The following is a 20315-nucleotide window of genomic DNA, read 5'->3' on the forward strand; positions in this document are numbered from 1 at the left end:
CCGGCTAGATGGCCCAGCGCAGCGCATGGGCGGGCCGAGCCGACCAGTCCGGGGGCGGCGGCGTGTCGCCGGCCGGCTTCTGCAGCACCCGGTCGAGGATGCGTTTCTCCAGCGCGGCGAAGGCAGGGTCGCCCTGCGAGCGCGGCCGGGCCAGGTCGATCCGCTCGTCGAGGGCGATGCGGCCGTCCTCGATCAGGATCACCCGGTCGGCCAGGGCCACCGCCTCCTGCACGTCGTGGGTCACCAGCAGCGCGGTGAAGCGGTGCTGCTGCCACAGGCCTTCGATCAGGCGGTGCATCTCGATGCGGGTGAGCGCATCCAGCGCGCCCAGCGGCTCGTCGAGCAGCAGCAGCCGCGGCTGGTGCACCAGGGCGCGCGCCAGGGCCACCCGCTGGCGCTGCCCGCCTGACAACCGCGCCGGCCACTCGCCCTCGCGCTCGGCCAGGCCCACCTGGGCCAGCACCTCGGACGCGCGGGCATGGTGCTCCGGCGGCAGGCCGAGGGTGACGTTGCCCAGCACCCGCTTCCACGGCAGCAGCCGCGCCTCCTGGAACATGATCCGGGTGTCGCCGTGCAGCCCGTCGACCGGACGGCCATCGGTCGACAGCGTGCCTTCCGAGGCCCGCTCCAGCCCCGCCACCAGCCGCAGCAGCGTGCTCTTGCCGCAGCCGCTGCGGCCGACGATGGCGACGAATTCGCCCGGCGCCACGTCGAGCTGCGCACTGCGCAGCACCTCCCGGGCGCCATAGCGTTTGGTGAGCTGGCGGGCCTGCAGGCGCACGCCGCCCGGACGCGCAGAGTCCGGCGCCGCAACGGCGGCAACGGGACGCTCTTCAAATGTGACGCTCATGGTGAAACCTTCAAATGCGGAGCACCCGGTGCTCAGCGGAGAAAACGAAACCCGGCATGTGCACCTGCGCGCACCCTCCATTCCAAAAACACCGTGGATCCGGCTCCGCCGGTCCACCGGTGTTGCCCCCGGTAGGGGGTAGGCGTTACACGAAGTGAAAAGCCTGGGGGCGAGCTACCGATACCCGGGGTGCCAGCGCAGCCACCACCGCTCAAGGCCGCGGGCGAACAGGTCGGCCAGCTTGCCGAGCAACGCGTACAGCAGGATGCCCACCAGCACGATGTCGGTCTGCAGGAACTCGCGCGCGTTCATCGTCAGGTAGCCGATGCCCGACTGCGCCGAGATCGTCTCGGCCACGATCAGGATCACCCACATCAGCCCCAGCGAGAACCGCAGCCCCACCAGGATCGACGACATCGCGCCGGGCAGGATCACCTCCCGGTAGAGCTGCCAGCGGGTCAGCCCGTAGGTGCGGCCCATCTCGATCAACTGCGGATCGACATTCCGGATGCCGTGGAAGGTGTTGAGGTAGATCGGAAAGAAGACCGATACCGCGATCAAGAACAGCTTGGCCGTCTCGTCGATGCCGAACCACAGGATCACCAGCGGGATCAGCGCCAGCGCCGGGATGTTGCGCACCATCTGGATGGTGGAGTCGAGCAGCGTCTCGAAGAACTTCACCGAGCCGGTCAGGAGACCCAGCGCCAGCCCCAGCCCGCCGCCCACCGCCAGCCCGGCGAGCGCCCGGCCGGCGCTCACCTTCACATGGGTCCACAGCTCGCCCGAGGCGGTCAGTGTCCAGGCGGCCTTGACCACGTCGAGCGGCGCCGGCAGCACCCGGGTCGAGAGCCAGCCGAGCGAAGACGATATCTGCCACAGGGCGACCAGCGCCACCGGCACCAGCCACGGGATCAGCCGCTGCCCGACGGACGCCAGCACGGCACCGAGCCACGGGACACCGCGGGGCCGGCTCTGCCGGACCGCCGGTGTCGCCCCCTGCAACGGGGTTGGCGAAGCGACACGCAGTGCGCGAAGACTGGGGGTGTGCGCCATTTTTTTAGCTTTGCGAAACGAGGCGCGACGGCGCGTCGAGGTTGGCGACCACTTCGCCGAACGGCCCGGTCAGCGCCTGGCCCGGCAGCTTCTGCCGGGCTTCGCGCGAGAGCCGCGGGAACACCAGCTCGGCGAAGCGGTAGGCCTCTTCCAGGTGCGGATAGCCGGAGAAGATGAAGCTGTCGATGCCCAGCGCGGCGTATTCCTCGATGCGGGCTGCCACGGTGGCGCCGTCGCCTACCAGTGCGGTGCCGGCCCCGCCGCGCACCAGGCCCACGCCGGCCCACAGGTTGGGGCTGATCTCCAGGTCGGCGCGGCCGCGCTTGGCGCCTCCGGCGTGCAGCGCGGCCATGCGGCGCTGTCCGACGGAGTCCATGCGGGCGAAAGCGGCCTGGGCGCGCTCGACCGTCGCGTCGTCGACCCGGCTGATCAGCGACTCGGCGGCCTGCCAGGCCTCGTCGTCGGTCTCCCGCACGATGACGTGCAGGCGGATGCCGAACTTCACAGTGCGGCCCAACGCAGCGGCACGGGCGCGCACGTCGGCGATCTTCTTGGCCACCTCGGCGGGCGGCTCTCCCCAGGTGAGGTAGGCATCGACCTGCTCGGCCGCCAGTTCGTGGCCCGCCTCGGACGAGCCGCCGAACCAGATCGGCGGGTACGGCTGCTGGATCGGCGGATAGACCAGCTTGGCACCCTTGACGCTCAGGTGCTTGCCGTCGAAGTCGTAGCTGCCGCCGTCGTGGCTGCGGGTCAGGATCTCGCGCCAGATGCGGATGAATTCGGCCGATTGCTCGTAGCGCAGCGCATGGTCCAGGAACACGCCGTCGCCTTCGAGCTCGCCCTTGTCGCCGCCGGTCACCAGGTTGACCAGCAGCCGGCCGCCGGAGAGGCGGTCGAAGGTGGCGGCCATGCGGGCGGCCAGCGCCGGCTGGTGCAGGCCGGGCCGCACCGCGACCAGGAACTTCAGGTTCTGGGTGGTGGCGATCAGGCTGGAGGCGATCACCCACGGGTCTTCGCAGGAGCGTCCGGTGGGGATCAGCACCCCGTCGTAGCCCAGGCGGTCGGCCGCGCCCGAGACCTGCTGCAGGTAGGGCAGATCGACGGTGCGGGCGCCTTCGGCGGTGCCGAGGTAGCGGCTGTCGCCGTGCGTGGGAAGGAACCAGAAGATTTGCATGGTGGGGGCCTCGTCTTGGGGGTGTCGTGGGTGTCGCGGGCTACCAGGAATGGGCCAGCACCGCGCGGTGGGCGGGGAACGCCGCGGCGGCGGTTCTCTGCAGCCGGCGCAGCACCCGCACCGGCACGTAGCCGTGCGGCGCACGGCGGGCCCGCGCCCGGGGCGACGCGGGCGCCACCCGCCAGGCGGCGGCGGTCAGGGCCACGACCTGTGCGGCATAGGCGCGAACGGAAGGGGTCGAACGAGAGGACATGGCTTCTCCCGAAAACATGGCGACGCGCTGCGGGCTCAGACGGCGCCGGCCGCCGCGGCTTCCAGTACGTTGATCTTCTTGGGGATCAGCTTCAGCTCGAAGAACTTGTCGGCGATCTGCTGCTGCTCGGCCAGGATGGCCTTGTTGATCGGCACCGTGCCGTAGGCATTGCGCTGCGCGAAAAGGTCGAGCACCGGCTTGGGCAGGCCCAGCACGGCCGCCAAGTCGGTGGCATAGGCGTCGCGGTGGGCGGCGGCCCACTGGTCGAGGCGGTCGATTTCCTCGATCAGGATGGCGATCACGTCCCGGTTCTTGGAGGCGTAGTCGAGTGAAGAGAAGTAGTAGGCGCGGTTGCCCACCACGCCTTCGGCATCGGCCAGCAGCCGTGCATCGAGCGTCTTCTGCGCCGCGGCCAGGAACGGGTCCCAGATCACCCAGGCATCGACCGCGCCGCGCTCGAAGGCGGCCCGCGCGTCGGCGGGTGGCAGGTAGATCAGATTCAGGTCGCCGTAGGCCAGACCGTGCTTCTCGAACAGCTTGACGATGAAGTAGTGGACGTTGCTGCCCTTGTTGAGGGCGATCTTCTTGCCCTTCAGGTCGGCCACCGTCCTGATGGCCGAGCCCTCGGGCACGATCACCGCTTCGACCGCCGGCCGGTGCGGCGTAGCCGCCACGTAGGCCAGCGGCGCGCCGGCGGCCTGGGCGAAGATCGGCGGGGCCTCGCCCACGTCGCCGAAATCGATCGAACCGACGTTGAGCGCTTCCAGCTGCACCGGGCCGGCGTTGAACTCGGTCCACTTGATGCTCACGCCCAGCGGCGCCAGCCGCTTCTCCAGCGTGCCCCGGCCCTTCAACAGGCTCAGCAGGCCCTTCTGGTTGCCGATGCGCAGTGTGCGCGCCGGGGCCTGGGCCCAGCCGGCCAGCGAAGAAGCTGAGAGACCGGCGGCCAGGGCGCCCTGGACCAGGGTGCGGCGGGAGACGGCGTTGTGCGCCAGGGGATAACGGATGCTGGATGACATGGCAAACCTTTGGAAATGCGGGCGATCGGGCTCCCGCACGGCGACGCGCACAGCGGGACACTTCGAAAAATCGGGAGATCGGCAGGCGTGCGGCACGCGCACACCTGGGCGGTCAGACGCTACATCGCACCTGCGAGAACGGCACCGGATCGAAGCCCGGCACCGCGCCGCGCGGCAGCAGTTCCGTCGCGAGCAGGTCGACCGCCTCGTCCAGGCGCAGAGCCAGGTCGGCATGGACCTGGTACGGACCTTCTGGCAGCCGCACCACCTGCGATTCGGTGGCGTATACGCCCGGCAGGATCTGCCGCGCGCCGAGGGACTGCAGCACCGGCCGCAGCGCGTAGTCCAGGGCCAGCATGTGGTGCGGGCTGCCGCCGGTGGCCAGCGGCAGCACCGTCTTGCCCTTCAGCCCGGTCTGCGGCAGCAGATCGAGGAAGGCCTTCAGCACGCCGCTGTAGGCCGCCTTGTAGACCGGCGTGGCGATCACCACCGCATCGGCGGCCGCTACCTGGGCCGCCGCACGGACGACGGCAGGATGGCCGAAATCGGCCTGCACCAGCGCCTGCGCATCCAGTTCCCGCACCTGCAGCTGCTCCGAGCGCAGGCCGCGCAGCAGCAGCCGCTGGCCCACGGTATCGAGCAGTGCCTGCGAACGCGAAGGCGCGGTCGGGCTGCCGGCAATCAGAAGAACGGTCATGGAAGCGGTGCTCTCGGTGCGGTGCAGGGGAAATTTCGGGCGAAACAGGGCCTTAGCCGGCGCGGAACGCCGGCCACCAGCTATCGATTCGATAGCAAAGGTTACTTTTGCGCGTTGGTGTATATCTGGTCGAACGAGGCACCGTCGGCGAAGTGGTCCTTGTCGGCCTTGCCCCAGCCGCCGAAGGCCTGGTCGATCGTCACCAGCGTCAGCTTGGGAAACTGCGACTCGTACTTGGCCTTGGCCTTGTCGCCGGTCGGGCGGTAGTAGTTGCGGCCGGCGATCTCCTGGCCTTCGTCGGAGTAGAGGTACTTGAGGTACTCCTCCGCCGCGGCGCGGGTGCCCTTCTTGTCGACGTTCTTGTCGACGACGGCGACCGACGGCTCGGCCAGGATCGAGATCGACGGCACGACGATCTCGAACTTGTCGGCGCCGAATTCCTTCAGCGCCAGGAAGGCCTCGTTCTCCCAGGCCAGCAGCACGTCGCCCACGCCGCGCTGGACGAAGGTGATCGTCGAGCCGCGGGCACCCGTGTCGAGCACCGGCACGTTCTTGAACAGCTTGCCGACGAACTCCTTGGCCTGCGCGTCGCCGCCGTACTTGCGCTTGGCGAACTCCCAGGCGGCCAGGTAGTTCCAGCGGGCGCCGCCGGAGGTCTTCGGATTGGGCGTGATCACCTGCACGCCGGGCTTGACCAGGTCGTCCCAGTCCTTGATGCCCTTCGGGTTGCCCTTCTTGACCAGCAGTACGATGGTCGAGGTGTAGGGCGCCGAGTTGTGCGGCAGGCGCTTCTGCCAGTCGGCCTTGACCGCGCCGCCGTTCTTGACGATGGCGTCGATGTCGCCGCCTAGCGCCAGGGTCACCACGTCGGCGTCGATGCCGTCGATCACCGAGCGGGCCTGCTTGCCGGAGCCGCCGTGCGACTGCTTGACCGACACGTCCTGGCCGCTCTTTTCCTTCCAGTGCTTGGCGAAGGCCTTGTTGTAGTCCACGTAGAGCTCCCGCGTCGGGTCGTACGACACGTTGAGCAGGTTCACGCTTTGGGCCAGCGCCGGCAGGGACAACACGCCGGCCACCAGAGCGGCCAGGGGAATCTTGATAAAGTCGCGGCGAATCGGCATAGGGTTCTTTCGGCTTCGTTCTTGCAGGGATGCGGGAGTCGACAGGACGGATTCTGAAAGCCGGCCGAACAAACTTGAACGATCAAGTTCAAGGTTTCTTATTCATAAAACGTACTTAGAGAGCCGCGACATGGCACGCATGGTCAACTGCATCAAACTCGGCACCGAAGCCGAAGGTCTGGATTTCCCGCCCTACCCCGGCGAAATGGGCAAGCGGCTCTGGGAGAGTGTCAGCAAGCAGGCCTGGGCCGACTGGATGAAGCAGCAGACGATGCTGGTCAACGAGAACCGCCTGAACCTGGCCGACCAGCGCGCCCGCGAGTACCTGAAGCGCCAGATGGAAAAGCACTTCTTCGGCGACGGCGCCGACGCGGTGCAGGGCTACGTGCCGCCACCGGCCGCCTGATCGCCCGGGCCGCCGCCAGCCGAGCCGCCTACGGGCGGCTTTCTTTTGGCGGCCGCGTCCTCATCGCACCCTCCCCGCATGACCGATACCGTGGTCTGGAGCGATTCCGGCCTGCCCCGCAGCCCGCGCTTCGACGATATCTACCACTCCGAGGCCGGCCCGACCGCGCAGGCGCGGCACGTGTTCCTGGGCGGCTGCGGCCTGCCGGCCGCCTGGGCGGGGCAGCCGCAGTGGCGCATCCTGGAGACGGGTTTCGGCCTGGGGCTCAACTTCCTCACCGCCTGGGCCGCCTGGCGCGACGACCCGGCCCGGCCCGGGCTGCTGCACTTCGTCTCGGTCGAAGCCTGGCCGGTGGCCGCGGCCGACCTGCGGCGCGCCGTGGCGCAGGAGCCGGCAATCGCACCGCTGGCGGACCTGCTGGCCGCACGGTGGCACGGGCTGCTGCCCGGCGTACACCGACTGGGCTTCGACGACGGCCGGGTGATGCTGACCCTGTGCGTGGGCGACGTGCAGCCGATGCTGCGCGGGCTGCAGCGCTTCGATGCCGACAGCATCTTCCTCGACGGCTTCGGGCCGCAGCGCAACCCCGAGATGTGGTCGCCCCCCACCCTGCAGGCCGTGGCCCGCTTCGCCCGGCGCGGCACCCGGCTGGCCACCTGGACCATCGCCCGGGCGGTACGCGACGCGCTGGCCGAACGCGGCTTCGCCATCACCCTGGCGCCGGGCCTGCCGCCCAAGCGCGACTGCCTGCAGGCGCTGTTCGACCCGCGCTGGGAGCCGCGCCGCCCGCCGCTGCCCGCGGGGGAACAGGTCGCGGAACCCGGCCACTGCGCGGTGGTAGGAGCCGGCCTGGCCGGCGCGGCGGTGGCGGCGGCGCTGGCGCTGCGCGGCTGGCGGGTGACGGTGCTGGACGCGGCCGAGGCGCCCGCGGCGGGCGCGTCCGGCACGCCGGCCGGGGTGCTGGCGCCGCACGCCTCGCCCGACGACGCGCTGCTCTCGCGCCTGTCCCGCGCCGGTGTGCGGGCGACCTGGCAGCAGCTGGAAGACCGGCTTGTCGTGGGCCAGGACTGGCAGGACGGCGGCGTGCTGGAGCGCCACCCGCCGGGCGCCGGCCGCCTGCCCGCGGCATGGACGGCCAAGGGGCCCAACGAAACCTGGCACGCCTCGGCGGCCGATGGCACCGCCGCCGGCCTGCCGCCCGGCACCCCGGCCCTGCTGCACCGCCGCGCCGGCTGGGTGCGGCCGGCGCGGTTGATCGCCGCGTGGCTGCAGACGCCGGGCGTGCGCTTCGTGGGCCGCAGCCGCGTGGCCCGATTGGTCGCAGAAGGCGACGCCTGGCACTTGCTGGCGGCCGACGGCTCCCGGCTGGCGACCGCCGACCGGGTGGTGCTGGCCGGCGGTGCTGGCTGCGCGCCCCTGGCGACCGGCCTGCCCCTGCAGCCGGTCCGCGGCCAGCTGGCCTGGGGACGTCTACCCGCTGGCGCCCAGGGCCTTCCGCGCCAGGCGATCAACGGCGACGGCCATCTGATCGCGGGCGTGCCCGATGGCGCCGGCGGCACGCTGTGGGTCAACGGCGCCACCTTCGAGCGGACCGATGCGGCCGAGACACGCGCAGAAGACCGCGAAGCCAACCGGCTGCGGCTGCAGGCGCTGCATCCTGCCGCCGCGGCCGCAGTGGCGCCGGCCCACACCGAAGGTGCGGTGCAGGACTGGGTCGGCATCCGCTGCGCCTCGGCCGACCGCCGGCCCCTGGTCGGTCCGCTGGATGCGTTGCATCTGCCGGGCGTATGGGTCAGCACCGCACTGGGCTCCCGGGGGCTGACATTCGCCGCCCTGTGCGCCGAACTGCTGGCCGCGCGATGGCACGGCGAGCCCCTGCCGCTGTCGGCGCAGGAAGCGCGGGCGCTGGACACGGCCCGCACCACGCGGCAGAACCCGGCGGCGCCTTATCCGGAAACCGCCCCGAAATCGCCGCCGAGCCGCCCCCAGCCTGCGGAATAAGCTAATCCGCATAAAGCGGTCACCAGAAAATCGTTTGAATTCATAAGCGCCGCTTCTACAGTTTCGCCCCTATGCACGATCTCGCGTTCGTTTTCGCCGGCTTCGCCGTGGGCCTCATCGTCGGCCTCACCGGCGTGGGCGGCGGCTCGCTGATGACGCCGCTGCTGATCTTCTTCTTCGGCGTGAAGCCGCACCTGGCGATCGGCACCGACCTGCTCTTCGCGGCCTTCACCAAGATGGGCGGCTCGGTCGCGCTGGCCCGGGCGCGCCAGATCGACTGGCCGGTGGTGCTGCGGATGGCGGCCGGCAGCGTGCCGGCGGCGCTCGCCACGCTGTACGTGCTGGGCCGGGTGGGGCCGGCGCAGCCGGCGGTGCAGCACGTCATGACGCTCACGCTGGGCGCAGCCCTGCTGCTGACCGCTGCCGCCACGTTCTACAAGGCGGTGCGCGGGGGAAAAACGCCGCAGCCTGCCCCGGGCGACGTGGCAGAGGCCGCGCGCAGCCGGCATCCGGTGCTCACCGTGCTGTTCGGCGCCGCCATCGGCACGCTGGTCACCCTCAGCTCGGTGGGCGCCGGGGCCATCGGCGTGCTGGTGCTGATGCTGCTGTACCCGATGCTGCCGCTGCGCCGGATCGTCGCGGCCGACATTGCCCATGCCGTACCCCTGACCTTGGTGGCCGGCCTGGGACATGCCTCCATCGGGTCGGTAGACTGGGCCCTTCTGCTCAAGCTGCTCGCCGGCTCGCTGCCCGGCATCTGGCTGGGCACGCTCCTGGTGCGCCGGGCGCCCGAGCGGCTGATCCGCTCGCTGCTGTCGGTGCTGCTGGCCTATGCCGGAGCCAAGTTGATCACCCTATAAATATCCCCGAGATTTCCACGATGTACCAGTACACAGAATTCGACCGCCAGTTCGTGCACCAGCGCGCCGCCCAGTTCCGCGACCAGCTCGAGCGCTGGCAGGCCGGCAAGCTGAGCGAGGACGAATTCAAGCCGCTGCGCCTGCAGAACGGCTGGTACGTGCAGCGCTATGCGCCGATGCTGCGGGTGGCGGTGCCCTATGGCGAGCTCTCCAGCCGCCAGCTGCGGGTGCTGGCGAAGATCGCCCGCGAGTACGACGAGCCCGAGGCGGCCGTCTACAAGACGGCGATGGACACCCAGGGCGCCCTCGGCACCCAGCACCTGCCGACGCACTACGCGCACTTCACCACCCGCCAGAACGTGCAGTACAACTGGATCCCGCTGGCCAGGAGCGCCGACGTGATGGACCTGCTGGCCTCGGTCGACATGCACGGCATCCAGACCAGCGGCAACTGCATCCGCAACATCACCAGCGACGAGCGGGCCGGCGTGGCCGCCGACGAGATCGCCGATCCGCGGCCCTTCGCAGAGATCATGCGGCAGTGGAGCACGCTGCACCCCGAGTTCGCCTTTTTGCCGCGCAAGTTCAAGATCGCGATCACCGGCGCAACCGAGGACCGTGCCGCCACCGGCTGGCACGACGTCGGCCTGCACCTCCTCAAGAACGAGGCCGGCGAACTGGGCTTCCGGGTGCAGGTGGGCGGCGGCATGGGCCGCACCCCGATCGTCGGCACCGTGCTGCGCGAGTTCCTGCCCTGGAACCAGATCATGAACTACCTGGAAGCGGTGGTGCGGGTCTACAACCGCTACGGCCGCCGCGACAACATCTACAAGGCCCGGATCAAGATACTGGTGAAGGCCGAAGGCCAGGCCTACATCGACGACGTGGAAGCCGAGTACACCCAGATCCTGGAGCACGACGGCGCGCCGCACACCATCACCCAGGCCGAGTACGACCGGGTGGCCGCCTCCTTCGTGCCGCCCGCCCTGGCCGCCGGCACCGGCGCCAACGCCGAGGATGTCGACACTGCCCTGCGCACCGCCGCGGCGGCCGAGCCGATGTTCGCCCGCTGGCTTCAGCGCAACGTGGCGCCCCACCAGAACCCGGCCCTGCGCGCGGTGACCCTGTCGTTCAAGCGCCGCCTGCAGGCGCCGGGCGACGCCTCGGCCGACCAGCTCGACATCGCGGCCGGCCTGGCCGACCGCTTCAGCGCCGGCGAGACCCGCGTCACCCACGACCAGAACCTGCTGCTGCCCTGGGTGCGCGCCGAGGACCTGCATGCGCTCTGGAAGGAGGCCACCGCCGCCGGCTTCGCCAGCGCCAACGTGCACCTGCTGACCGACATGATCGCCTGCCCCGGCGGCGACTTCTGCGCGCTGGCCAACGCCCGCTCGATCCCGATCGCCGAGGCGATCACCGAGCGCTACCAGGACCTGGACGAGCTCGACGACCTGGGCGAGATCGACTTGCACATCAGCGGCTGCATCAACAGCTGCGGCCACCACCACAGCGGCCACATCGGCATCCTGGGCGTCGACAAGGACGGCAAGGAGTGGTACCAGGTCACCCTCGGCGGCTCCGACGGATCGGCCCTCTCGGGCACGTCCCAGGCCGGCAAGGCCGTGGGCCCGTCGTTCACCGCGGCCGAAGTGCCGGAGGTGATCGAAGCGGTGCTGACCACCTACCGCGACCACCGCCAGTCGGTCGACGGCCGCCACGAGACCTTCATCGACACGCTGCGCCGCGTCGGTGCCGAGCCCTTCAAGGCCGCGGCCAACGGCGCCCGCTTCAAGGTGGAGGAAGCCGCCTGAGGCGGCCTGGAAAGCACGACATGAAGATCATCGATTCCCGCGCCCATTCCGTCCCCGAAAACGACGCGACCCTGCTGCAACTGCCCAACGACGCCGATCCGCTGGAGGCGGTGCTCGACGGCGTCAGCCGCATCGACCTGGTGTTTCCCAAGTTCACCGACGGCCGCGCCTACAGCCAGGCCTTCCTGCTGCGCCGCCGCCGCGGCTTCGCCGGCGAGATCCGCGCCACCGGCGATGTGCTGATCGACCAGCTGGTGCAGATGTCGCGCACCGGCTTCAGCGTCGCGGTGCTGAAGGACGGCGTCGATGCGGCCGATGCGCAGCGCCAGTTCGACCGCTTCGGCGGCTTCTACCAGGGCGACGCGGTGCATGTGCAGCCGCATTTCAAGGAAGCCGCAGCCGCCTGATCCTGCGTGCGGCTCGGGCGACTTCGCCCCTGACCGCGCAACCAGGCTTCTTGGTCGACCGGTACGGCGACCTCGGCCATGCTGGCGAGAGCCGCGGCCCGGGCGGTGCGCCTGCACCCAGCCCGCGCAATCCAATCCGCATCCGGCGATGGCGGCGGCACAGCGGGTGGGGCAGAGGCCGCGGCCCTTATCCAGCACAGCCGCGAAAACCGCCGGAGCCCGCATAGATGCTGGCGCATTTGCTTATCCGCATAACGCGCGGATTAAAAGATAGTTTGGTTTCATAAGGACCGTCCCTACAGTAACGGGACGGTTCAGCACCCCCCACGTTTTGACTCATGAGCATCGACCTCGCTTCCATAAACGCACACCTCGGCCACGACGCGCAGGGGCTGGTGGACTGGGCCATCGGCCTGGACCAGCCTGCCATCGTCACCACCAACTTCCGCCCCTTCGAAGCGGTCATCCTGCACATGGTCGCGCGTGCGAACCCCGCGGTGCCGGTGGTTTGGATGGACAACGGCTACAACACCGAGGCCACCTATCGGTTCGCCGACGAGGTGACGAAGCTGCTGCAACTCGACCTCCACATCTATCTGCCGAAGCGCTCCCGCGCGCACCGGGAAGCGGTCGAGGGGGCCACGCCGGCACTCGACGACCCGCGCCACGCCGCCTTTACCGAAGAGGTGAAGCTCGAGCCCTTCGCCCGTGCCCTGCGCGAGACCGCGCCGAAGGTCTGGTTCACCGCGCTGCGCGCCACCGACACCGCGGTGCGCGCCACGATGGACCCGGTCAGCGTCAATCCCGACGGCCTTCTCAAGGTGGCACCGCTGCTGCACTGGTCGTCGAAAGACCTCTACGAGTATTGCGAGAAGCACGGCCTGCCCAACAACTTCGACTACGTGGACCCGACCAAGGGCGAGGACAACCGCGAATGCGGCCTTCACCTCGCACACTGACCGCCCCTCCTCTCCCCATCACGCCCACCTCACGATGAACGCCCGCAACGACACCGACCTGCTGCACGCGGCCACCGCGACACCCGCGCCGGCCCGCCTGTCCAATACCCACCTCGACGCGCTCGAAGAAGAGACCATCTTCATCCTGCGCGAAGTCGCCGCCACCTTCGAGCGCCCGACGCTGCTCTTCTCGGGCGGCAAGGATTCGCTGGTGCTGCTGAAATGCGCCGAGAAGGCTTTCGGCGCCGGCCGCATCCCCTACCCGCTGCTGATGATCGACACCGGCCACAATTTTCACGAAGTGACCGACTTCCGCGACTTCCGCGCGAAAGAGCTGGGCGCCGAGCTGATCGTGCGCAGCGTCGAGGATTCGATGGCCCGCGGCACGGTGCGGCTGGCCCACCCGGGCGAGAGCCGCAACGTGCACCAGTCGGTCACGCTGCTGGAGGCGATCGAGGAGTTCCGGTTCGACGCACTCATCGGCGGCGCCCGCCGCGACGAGGAAAAGGCCCGTGCCAAGGAGCGCATCTTTTCGCACCGCGACAGCTTCGGCCAGTGGCAGCCCAAGGCCCAGCGGCCCGAGCTGTGGACGCTGTTCAACACCCGCCTTGCGCCGGGCGAGCACTTCCGCGTGTTCCCGATCAGCAACTGGACCGAGCTCGACGTGTGGCAGTACATCGACCGCGAGCGGATCGCCCTGCCCTCGCTCTACTACACCCACCGCCGCGAAGTGGTGGAGCGCAAGGGCCTGCTGGTGCCGGTCACGCCGCTGACGCCGCTGCGCGACGGCGAGGTGGCCGAGGTGCGCGACGTGCGCTTCCGCACCGTCGGCGACATCACCTGCACCTGCCCGGTGGAGAGCGACGCGGCGAGCGCGGCGGACATCGTGGTCGAGACGCTGGCGGCCGACGTGAGCGAACGCGGCGCGACGCGAATGGACGACAAGACCTCCGAGGCTTCGATGGAGAAGCGCAAGAAGGATGGGTACTTTTAGTTCTCCCCCAAGCTTGCCCAGCCCGCTGCCGCGGGCAGTGGCCGCCTACCCCCTGCCGGGGGCGACGCTGGTGGACCGGCGGAGCCGGATCCACGGCGTCTTTGAGGTGGTGCTTGCAATTGAATAGGTGATTTTTTATGAACAACGCTACTAATACCATAGCTGCTCGTCCGCACGGGGCGCCGGCTACAGGCCAAAATGACGCTGAACACGCGGCTGCGCTGCGCTTCATTACCTGCGGCAGTGTCGACGACGGCAAGAGCACTTTGATAGGGCGGCTGCTGGTCGACAGCAAGACGGTGTTGCAGGACCAGCTGGCCGGCGTGCAGCGTGGCGGCGAGACGGATCTGGCGCTGCTGACCGACGGGCTGTCGGCCGAGCGCGAGCAGGGGATCACGATCGACGTGGCCTATCGCTACTTCGCCACGGCGCGGCGCAAGTTCATCATCGGCGACGCGCCGGGGCACGAGCAGTACACCCGCAACATGGTCACCGCGGCGTCGAGCGCCGATGCGGCCGTCGTGCTGGTCGATGCGACCAAGCTGCGCTGGGCCGCTTCCGAGGAGACGGGCGAACTGCTGCCGCAGACGCGCCGCCACACGCTGCTGGCGCACCTGCTGCGGGTGCCGTCGATCGTGTTCGCGGTCAACAAGCTCGACGCGGTCGACGACCCGGCCGTGGTGCTGCGCCGCATCCGAACCGCGCTGGAGACCTTCACACGGGCGGCGGGCATCGCGTCGGTGGCCACGGTGCCGGTGTCGGCGCTCAAGGGCTGGAACGTGGTCGATGCCAAGAGCGACGGCTGGGCCGGCTACGACGGCCCTTCCCTGCTGGCGCTGCTCGAAGACCTGCCCAACATGTCGGCCGATACCGCCGAGCCCTTCGCCTCCCCGGTCCAGTGGGTCGAGAAGTTCTCGTCGTCCTCGGATACCTCCCAGGGCCGCCGCACGTTCTGGGGCCGCGTGGCCGCCGGCAGCGTCGCGCCCGGACAGGAGATCACCGTCATGCCGAGCGGCCAGACGGCCACCGTCGCCCAGGTGCTCGACCACGCCCGCCGGCCGGGCGACGTGGCCGCGGGCCACAGCGCCGGCATCGTGCTCGACCGCGAGGTGGACGTCTCCCGCGGCGACTGGCTGCTGGCGCCGGGCGCGTTCGCGCCCACCCGCGAGATCGCCGCCACCGTCGCCTGGCTCGACGACGAGCCTCTGGTACCGGGCCGCGTCTATTGGGCGCTGCACGGCCACCGCTGGGTCAAGGCCAAGGTCAAACGCATCGTCGACCGGCTCGACATCCAGACGCTGGCCCGCGAAGCCGCCACAGAACTGCCGGCCAACGCCCTCGGCCATGTCGAGCTGGCCCTGCAGGAACCGGTCGCGGTGCGCCCTTTCGCACAGGCACGGATGCTGGGCGCGATGATCCTGGTGGACACCGCGAGCCACAAAACATCGGCAGCGGTGTTGATTCAGTGAACACTACATTTCCCGACACGGTTAAAATGCAGGGTTTCTACCGTCTTACCACCACACGCCCATGACCCACGTCGTCACCGAAAACTGCATCAAGTGCAAATACACCGATTGCGTGGACGTGTGCCCGGTCGACTGTTTCCGGGAAGGCCCCAACTTCCTGGTGATCGATCCGGACGAGTGCATCGACTGCGCCGTCTGCATCCCCGAATGTCCCGCCAACGCGATCTACGCCGAGGAAGACGTGCCGGCCGACCAGCTGGCTTTCATCAAGCTGAACGCCGAGCTGGCGCTGGCCGCCGGCTGGAAGAGCATCACCAAGCGCAAGCCTTCGATGCCCGACGCAGACGAATGGCGCGACAAGCCGGGCAAGCTGGCCGAGCTGATCCGCTGAGCGCACTGGCGGCAGCCCGCTGCCGTATCCCACCCCGCAACGGGAGGCCGCGCGCCTCCCGTTTCTCATGGAGCAGCCGATGATCACCACGCCCGTTTCCGACACGCCCATCGCGACCGACGCGCTGATCGTCGGCGCCGGCCCTGCCGGCCTGTTCCAGGCGTTCGAGCTGGGTTTGCTGGGCATCCGCTCTCACATCGTGGATGCGCTCCCCCACGTGGGCGGCCAGTGCATCGAGCTATATCCCGACAAGCCGATTTACGACATTCCGGCGCTGGCCGTGTGCACCGGCCGGGAGCTGGTCACCCGGCTGGAGCAACAGGCGGCGCCGTTCGAGCCGGTGTTCCATCTGGGCCAGGAGGTATCGACCGTGGTGCCTGCGGCCGACGGCAGCGGCTTCGCCGTAGGGACTTCGGCCGGCACCCGTTTCGACGCCAGGACGATCCTGCTGGCGGCCGGCGTCGGCGCCTTCACCCCGCGTCGGCTGAAGATCGACGGGCTGGAAGCCTTCGAAGGTACGCAGGTCTTCCACCGTCTGCAGACACCGATGGCCCACGCGGAACATGCGGTGCTGGTGGTCGGGGGCGACGACGCGGCGCTGGAGGCCGCCGTGGCGCTGGCCGACGCTGGTGCCCGCGTCACGCTGGCCTACCGGCGCGAGCCGCTGCCGGCGGGCGACGCCGCGATCGCCGCGTTCCAGGCCGCCCGCGACGCAGGCGCCCTGCACTTCCAGGCCGGCCAGGTCACCGGCATTGAAGCCCGGGAGGGTCGACTGACCGCGGCCGTACTGCTGGACAGCCAAGGCGAAACGCAGACGATCCCGCTCGACGCGATGTATGTGCTGCAGGGCCTGAGCCCCCGCCTCGGCCCGATCGCCGACTGGGGCCTGGCGCTGGCCCGCAAGCAGGTGCCGGTCGATACCGAGAGCTTCGCGACGGCGGTGCCGGGCATCTACGCGGTCGGCGACATCAACACCTATCCCGGCAAGAAGAAGCTGATCCTCTCCGCGTTCCACGAATGCACCTTGGCGGCGTTCGGCGCTGCGGCCCGCGTGTTTCCGGGCCAGGCGATCCCGCTGCAGTACACGACGACCAGCACACGGCTGCACCAGTTGTTGGGGGTGGCTGCAACGCCCTCCGATTGACGGCATGTCCTTTGCTGTCGATGTTGTGTTGTGTTGTCGCACAGCATTAAAACCAAGCTGCCCGCTGGCGATCGCGCCCGGTAAAATTGCGCTACCCCGCGCGGCATGGCCTGCGGGGCCGCTGGGGGTGTTGCGGTGCATGCGCCGCGACTGAGAGAGTCCCTTCGAACCTGATTGAGGTAATCCTCGCGCAGGGAAAGCACGTTCGGACCGGGTCGCGCCTGCCTGTCGAGCAGGCCTCTCAGACGACCCCCATGGTCACACGCACGCCGCCCCTGCTCCGCATCCAAGGACGGCGCCCGTGCCCCGTATAGATTTCGAACCGCAAGGCAGCCTGCGCGCTGCCGTGCGTCCCACGACCGCAGCGGTCCTGCTGCTGATCGGCGGCAGCGCCTGGGCGCAGACCGCCGCAGCGCCTGCCGCAGCGAGCTTGCGCCCGGTCACGGTCGACGAGCGCCGCGCCGCGCCGCAGGCCGATATCGCCGGCTTCGGCGACCTGCCGCTGGAGGAAGTGCCGGTGACGGCCACGGTGATCGGCCGCGAGCAGTTGCAGGCCAGCGGCGCGCGGCGGCTGGCCGACCTGACGCGCTTCGACCCGTCGGTGACCGACGCGTACAACGCGCCGGGCTACTGGGACTACCTGACGGTGCGTGGCTTCGCGCTCGACAACCGCTTCAACTACCGTCGCGAAGGTCTTCCGATCAGCGCGGAAACCACGATCCCGCTCGACAACAAGGAGCGCATCGAGATCCTGAAGGGCACCAGCGGGATCCAGGCCGGCACCAGCGCGCCCGGCGGCCTGGTCAACTACGTGGTGAAGCGCCCGACCGAGCAGGACCTGCGCGAAGTGCGGGTCGAGGCCACTTCGCGGGCCAGCCTGCTGGGCGCGGTGGACCTGGGTGGGCGTTTCGGCACCGACCGGGTCTTCGGTTACCGGCTCAACGTCGCACAGGAGCGGCTGCGTCCGCTGACCCGCAACCTCGACGGCGAACGCAGCCTGCTCGCCTTCGCCGGCGACTGGCGCATCAGCCGCGATTCGGTGCTGGAGGCCGAAGTCGAATGGAGCCGCAAGTCGCAGCCCAGCCAGGGCGGCTACAGCCTGCTGGGTAATCGGCTGCCGGCGCCGGTCGATCCGCGCCTCAACCTCAACAACCAGCCGTGGTCGCAACCTTCGGTGTTCGGGGCGCTGACCGGTACGCTCCGGTTCCAGCAGGCCTTGGCCGGCAGTTGGCACTGGACGGCGCAGCTCGGCCAGCAACGACTGAAGAGCGACGACCGGCTCGCCTATGCCTTCGGCTGCGGCGCCGAGGGCAACTTCGACCGCTTCTGCTCCGATGGCACCTACGACGTCTACGACTTCCGCAGCGAGAACGAGCGGCGGCTGCAGCAGTCGGCCAGGCTGGGCCTGCAGGGCCGGGCGCAGACGGGCGGCGTGACCCACGACCTGTCGTTCGGCATCCTGACGAGCCGGGTGCGCAACCGCTTCCAGGACCAGGCCTACAACTACGTCGGTACCGGCAACGTGGCGGGCACGCTGGTGACGCCGCCCGATCCGGCGCTGACCGACGTCAACACCAACCGCGACGAGCGCAGCGTGGAGCTGTCGGTGCAGGACGCGGTCCGCTGGAACGACCGCTTCACTACATGGGCGGGGCTGCGCCACACCCGGCTGTCGCGCGACAGCGTCCGCACCGACGGCTCCCGCCCGACCGCCTACGACGACGGCCTGACCACGCCGTGGCTGGCCGCCAGCTTCGCGCTGGCACCGGGCCAGATCGCCTATGCGAGCTACGGCGAAGGCGTCGAATCGCAGATCGTGCCCAACAAGACCTCGCAGTACGCCAATGCCGGCGTGGCGTTGCCTTCGCTCAAGTCCAGGCAGTGGGAGCTGGGCTTCAAGGGCGGCGACGAGAAGCTGCGCTGGCAGGCGGCGTGGTTCCACATCGTGCGCCCGGTCACGAACCTGGACGCTTGCAACCGCTTGGGCATCACGCCCTGCACCGGCGGCTACGACGGCGAAGCACGCCACCAGGGACTGGACGCCAGCGTGCAATGGACCGGCGGCCCGTGGCGCCTGGCGGGCGGCGTGATGCTGCTCGACGCGAAGCGCCAGGGCGGTACGCTAGAGCCGGCGACCAACGGCCAGCGTCCGACCAACGTGCCCGATCGCACGCTACGCGCGCAAGCCGGATGGCGTGTGCCCGGCATCGAGGGCCTGGAATTGCAGGCGGGCCTGTCGCACGAAGGCCGGCGCTCGGTATTGCCCGACGGGTCGATCGATCTGCCGAGCTGGACCCGCACCGATGCCGGCCTGCGCTACGACCAGCGCATCGGCAACACGATGACGCAGTGGACGCTGTCGGTCGACAACGTGTTCGACCGCCGCTACTGGAAGGAATCGCCCTATCAGTTCGGTCACGTGTACCTCTATCCGGGCGCTGTGCGAACTTTTCGCGTCGCGATGCGCGCCAGTTTTTGAAAGCCGGAATTTTCTGTATATAATCTGAGGCTTGTTCCTCGATAGCTCAGTTGGTAGAGCGCCGGACTGTTAATCCGTAGGTCCCTGGTTCGAGCCCAGGTCGAGGAGCCACTCACAAGCCGCAAGGCCTCTGGAAAGCCCGCTATGTTTTACATAGCGGGCTTTTTCTTTTATTGCGGCCTGGGAAGATCTTGTCACGATCTATGTCACGATCTAATCAGGGTTGGGTGCGCGGCAAATGCATCTAGTCTCGACGGGGGCGATGTGGTTGGTGAGGTCAGCTGCGTAGAAGTGTGCTCACTTGATTGGCTCCTGAACAACAGCAGCCGACAGAACACCCTCGACCAAGAAGCGTTCTGATCACTTCAATCTTGCGATGCGGACCCCATCTCCTACCGGCCCGAATTTCGTCCGACCGTAGATCCTCTACGCTGCTATCAGCAGGACAAGTCAGCCGTCCTCCACCGGCTTTCAGGTCAGTAAGGCACTTCAACAGTTTCCGGATCACTGCCCCGATCCAGACACAGTACGCCAGTCGGAACGGCAGGCTTGGTCTGAGTAGCCCCAAGCCCTTTCCATCAGGAGAAAGCTCTTGTCGCGCCATGCGGGTGCGGCCCCCGACGGTCCCGCGCCGCCGTGCGCTTTGCGGGCCTGATCGGTGCCATCGACGGCGATGCTGCGCTATCGAGTCTATTGACTGGAGCACATCATGAATACCATCGTTTCTTCCAGATCCATCGTACTCGTCTATCTCGCCGCCGACGTGCAAGGCAGCGCCGTAGTGCGCGCCGCCCTGGCGCGCGGGGTGGCTGTCCGGGCCCTGGTGAGTGACATGACTCGAGCACCTTCGTCTCCGGCGGACCGCCTCGAATTCGTCGACGGTGACCTCGACGACCGTCGTCCTGACATTCCAGCAGCACGGTTCCCCAGAAATCCGGATTGCGAGAAACTCGCGCAAGTTTGAATCGGTTCGCCCTCGCAATCCGGATTCCCAGCCCAGGTAAGCGCACCACAAAGCTCAGCCATTGATGGTGACAAGCACCGGTTTTAAATAGTCGGCCACACCGCCGTTGGCAGGCCAAGGCGCTGCAGCATCTGCCGCTCGGCATCCTGCGTCGCGTTCGGCAGGGTGTCGATCGCCTGCCCGATGTATGGCAAGAGCGATCGCCGCCATGAGGCTGGCCGGCGCCAAGAACGACACTGCGACAAAAACTGAATGAATTTCCA

The 20315-nt window shown here is 68.9% G+C and carries 19 protein-coding genes, 1 tRNA gene and 1 riboswitch; of the genes, 13 read left to right on the top strand and 7 right to left on the bottom strand.

Annotation, left to right across the window (positions count from 1 at the left end; genetic code table 11):
- Positions 1–4 precede the first annotated feature (4 nt).
- From ASE76_RS11220 to ASE76_RS11245, 7 genes are all read right to left on the bottom strand, one after another.
- Positions 5–850: an ATP-binding cassette domain-containing protein gene (locus ASE76_RS11220; RefSeq protein WP_055839104.1), complete on the bottom strand. Its 846-nt coding sequence runs from the start codon at positions 848–850 to the stop codon at positions 5–7.
- A gap of 174 nt (positions 851–1024) precedes the next feature.
- Positions 1025–1903: an aliphatic sulfonate ABC transporter permease SsuC gene (gene ssuC, locus ASE76_RS11225; RefSeq protein WP_082448329.1), complete on the bottom strand. Its 879-nt coding sequence runs from the start codon at positions 1901–1903 to the stop codon at positions 1025–1027.
- 4 nt (positions 1904–1907) lie between these two features.
- Positions 1908–3077: an FMNH2-dependent alkanesulfonate monooxygenase gene (gene ssuD, locus ASE76_RS11230; RefSeq protein WP_055839109.1), complete on the bottom strand. Its 1170-nt coding sequence runs from the start codon at positions 3075–3077 to the stop codon at positions 1908–1910.
- 40 nt (positions 3078–3117) lie between these two features.
- Entirely contained in the window at positions 3118–3330 is a 213-nt protein-coding gene (locus ASE76_RS20565) for a hypothetical protein (RefSeq protein WP_156362664.1), read from the bottom strand.
- A 35-nt stretch (positions 3331–3365) separates the two neighbouring features.
- Entirely contained in the window at positions 3366–4349 is a 984-nt protein-coding gene (locus ASE76_RS11235; protein ID WP_055839113.1) for a sulfonate ABC transporter substrate-binding protein, read from the bottom strand.
- Between the two features lie 112 nt (positions 4350–4461).
- A complete protein-coding gene (gene ssuE, locus ASE76_RS11240; protein ID WP_055839116.1) occupies positions 4462–5046 on the bottom strand; it encodes an NADPH-dependent FMN reductase in 585 nt (194 codons plus the stop codon).
- A gap of 101 nt (positions 5047–5147) precedes the next feature.
- Entirely contained in the window at positions 5148–6167 is a 1020-nt protein-coding gene (locus tag ASE76_RS11245) for a sulfate ABC transporter substrate-binding protein (protein WP_055839119.1), read from the bottom strand.
- A 130-nt stretch (positions 6168–6297) separates the two neighbouring features.
- Between ASE76_RS11245 and ASE76_RS11250 the strand changes: the two genes are divergently transcribed.
- From ASE76_RS11250 to ASE76_RS20570, 13 genes are all read left to right on the top strand, one after another.
- Positions 6298–6573, top strand: coding sequence for an oxidative damage protection protein (locus tag ASE76_RS11250; protein WP_055839121.1), 276 nt, complete (start codon positions 6298–6300; stop codon positions 6571–6573).
- Between the two features lie 78 nt (positions 6574–6651).
- The gene (gene mnmC, locus ASE76_RS11255; protein ID WP_082448331.1) at positions 6652–8574 is read left to right on the top strand and encodes an FAD-dependent 5-carboxymethylaminomethyl-2-thiouridine(34) oxidoreductase MnmC; all 1923 of its coding nucleotides are present in this window, start codon (positions 6652–6654) and stop codon (positions 8572–8574) included.
- Positions 8575–8645: 71 nt separating this feature from the next.
- Positions 8646–9434: a sulfite exporter TauE/SafE family protein gene (locus ASE76_RS11260; protein ID WP_055839124.1), complete on the top strand. Its 789-nt coding sequence runs from the start codon at positions 8646–8648 to the stop codon at positions 9432–9434.
- Between the two features lie 20 nt (positions 9435–9454).
- Complete coding sequence (locus ASE76_RS11265; protein WP_055839128.1) at positions 9455–11245, top strand: nitrite/sulfite reductase; 1791 nt, start codon at positions 9455–9457, stop codon at positions 11243–11245.
- Positions 11246–11265: 20 nt separating this feature from the next.
- Positions 11266–11652: a DUF934 domain-containing protein gene (locus ASE76_RS11270; RefSeq protein ID WP_055839131.1), complete on the top strand. Its 387-nt coding sequence runs from the start codon at positions 11266–11268 to the stop codon at positions 11650–11652.
- 338 nt (positions 11653–11990) lie between these two features.
- Positions 11991–12611 (top strand): phosphoadenosine phosphosulfate reductase family protein, encoded by a 621-nt coding sequence (locus ASE76_RS11275; RefSeq protein ID WP_055839134.1) that lies wholly within the window; start codon positions 11991–11993, stop codon positions 12609–12611.
- 34 nt (positions 12612–12645) lie between these two features.
- A complete protein-coding gene (gene cysD, locus ASE76_RS11280) occupies positions 12646–13605 on the top strand; it encodes a sulfate adenylyltransferase subunit CysD (RefSeq protein ID WP_055839139.1) in 960 nt (319 codons plus the stop codon).
- A gap of 137 nt (positions 13606–13742) precedes the next feature.
- On the top strand, positions 13743–15074 hold the full coding sequence (locus ASE76_RS11285) for a sulfate adenylyltransferase subunit 1 (RefSeq protein WP_082448333.1): 1332 nt from the start codon (positions 13743–13745) through the stop codon (positions 15072–15074).
- 61 nt (positions 15075–15135) lie between these two features.
- Positions 15136–15465: a ferredoxin FdxA gene (gene fdxA, locus ASE76_RS11290; RefSeq protein ID WP_055839142.1), complete on the top strand. Its 330-nt coding sequence runs from the start codon at positions 15136–15138 to the stop codon at positions 15463–15465.
- Positions 15466–15544: 79 nt separating this feature from the next.
- On the top strand, positions 15545–16609 hold the full coding sequence (locus ASE76_RS11295) for an NAD(P)/FAD-dependent oxidoreductase (protein WP_236698406.1): 1065 nt from the start codon (positions 15545–15547) through the stop codon (positions 16607–16609).
- A 113-nt stretch (positions 16610–16722) separates the two neighbouring features.
- A riboswitch (TPP riboswitch) is annotated at positions 16723–16824 on the top strand.
- Between the two features lie 86 nt (positions 16825–16910).
- A complete protein-coding gene (locus ASE76_RS11300) occupies positions 16911–19088 on the top strand; it encodes a TonB-dependent siderophore receptor (RefSeq protein WP_369793404.1) in 2178 nt (725 codons plus the stop codon).
- A 35-nt stretch (positions 19089–19123) separates the two neighbouring features.
- A tRNA-Asn gene (locus ASE76_RS11305) sits at positions 19124–19199 on the top strand.
- A 598-nt stretch (positions 19200–19797) separates the two neighbouring features.
- Positions 19798–20052 (top strand): hypothetical protein, encoded by a 255-nt coding sequence (locus ASE76_RS20570; RefSeq protein WP_156362666.1) that lies wholly within the window; start codon positions 19798–19800, stop codon positions 20050–20052.
- Positions 20053–20315 lie beyond the last annotated feature (263 nt).

It is taken from the genome of Xylophilus sp. Leaf220 (assembly GCF_001421705.1).
Classification (GTDB): domain Bacteria; phylum Pseudomonadota; class Gammaproteobacteria; order Burkholderiales; family Burkholderiaceae_C; genus Xylophilus.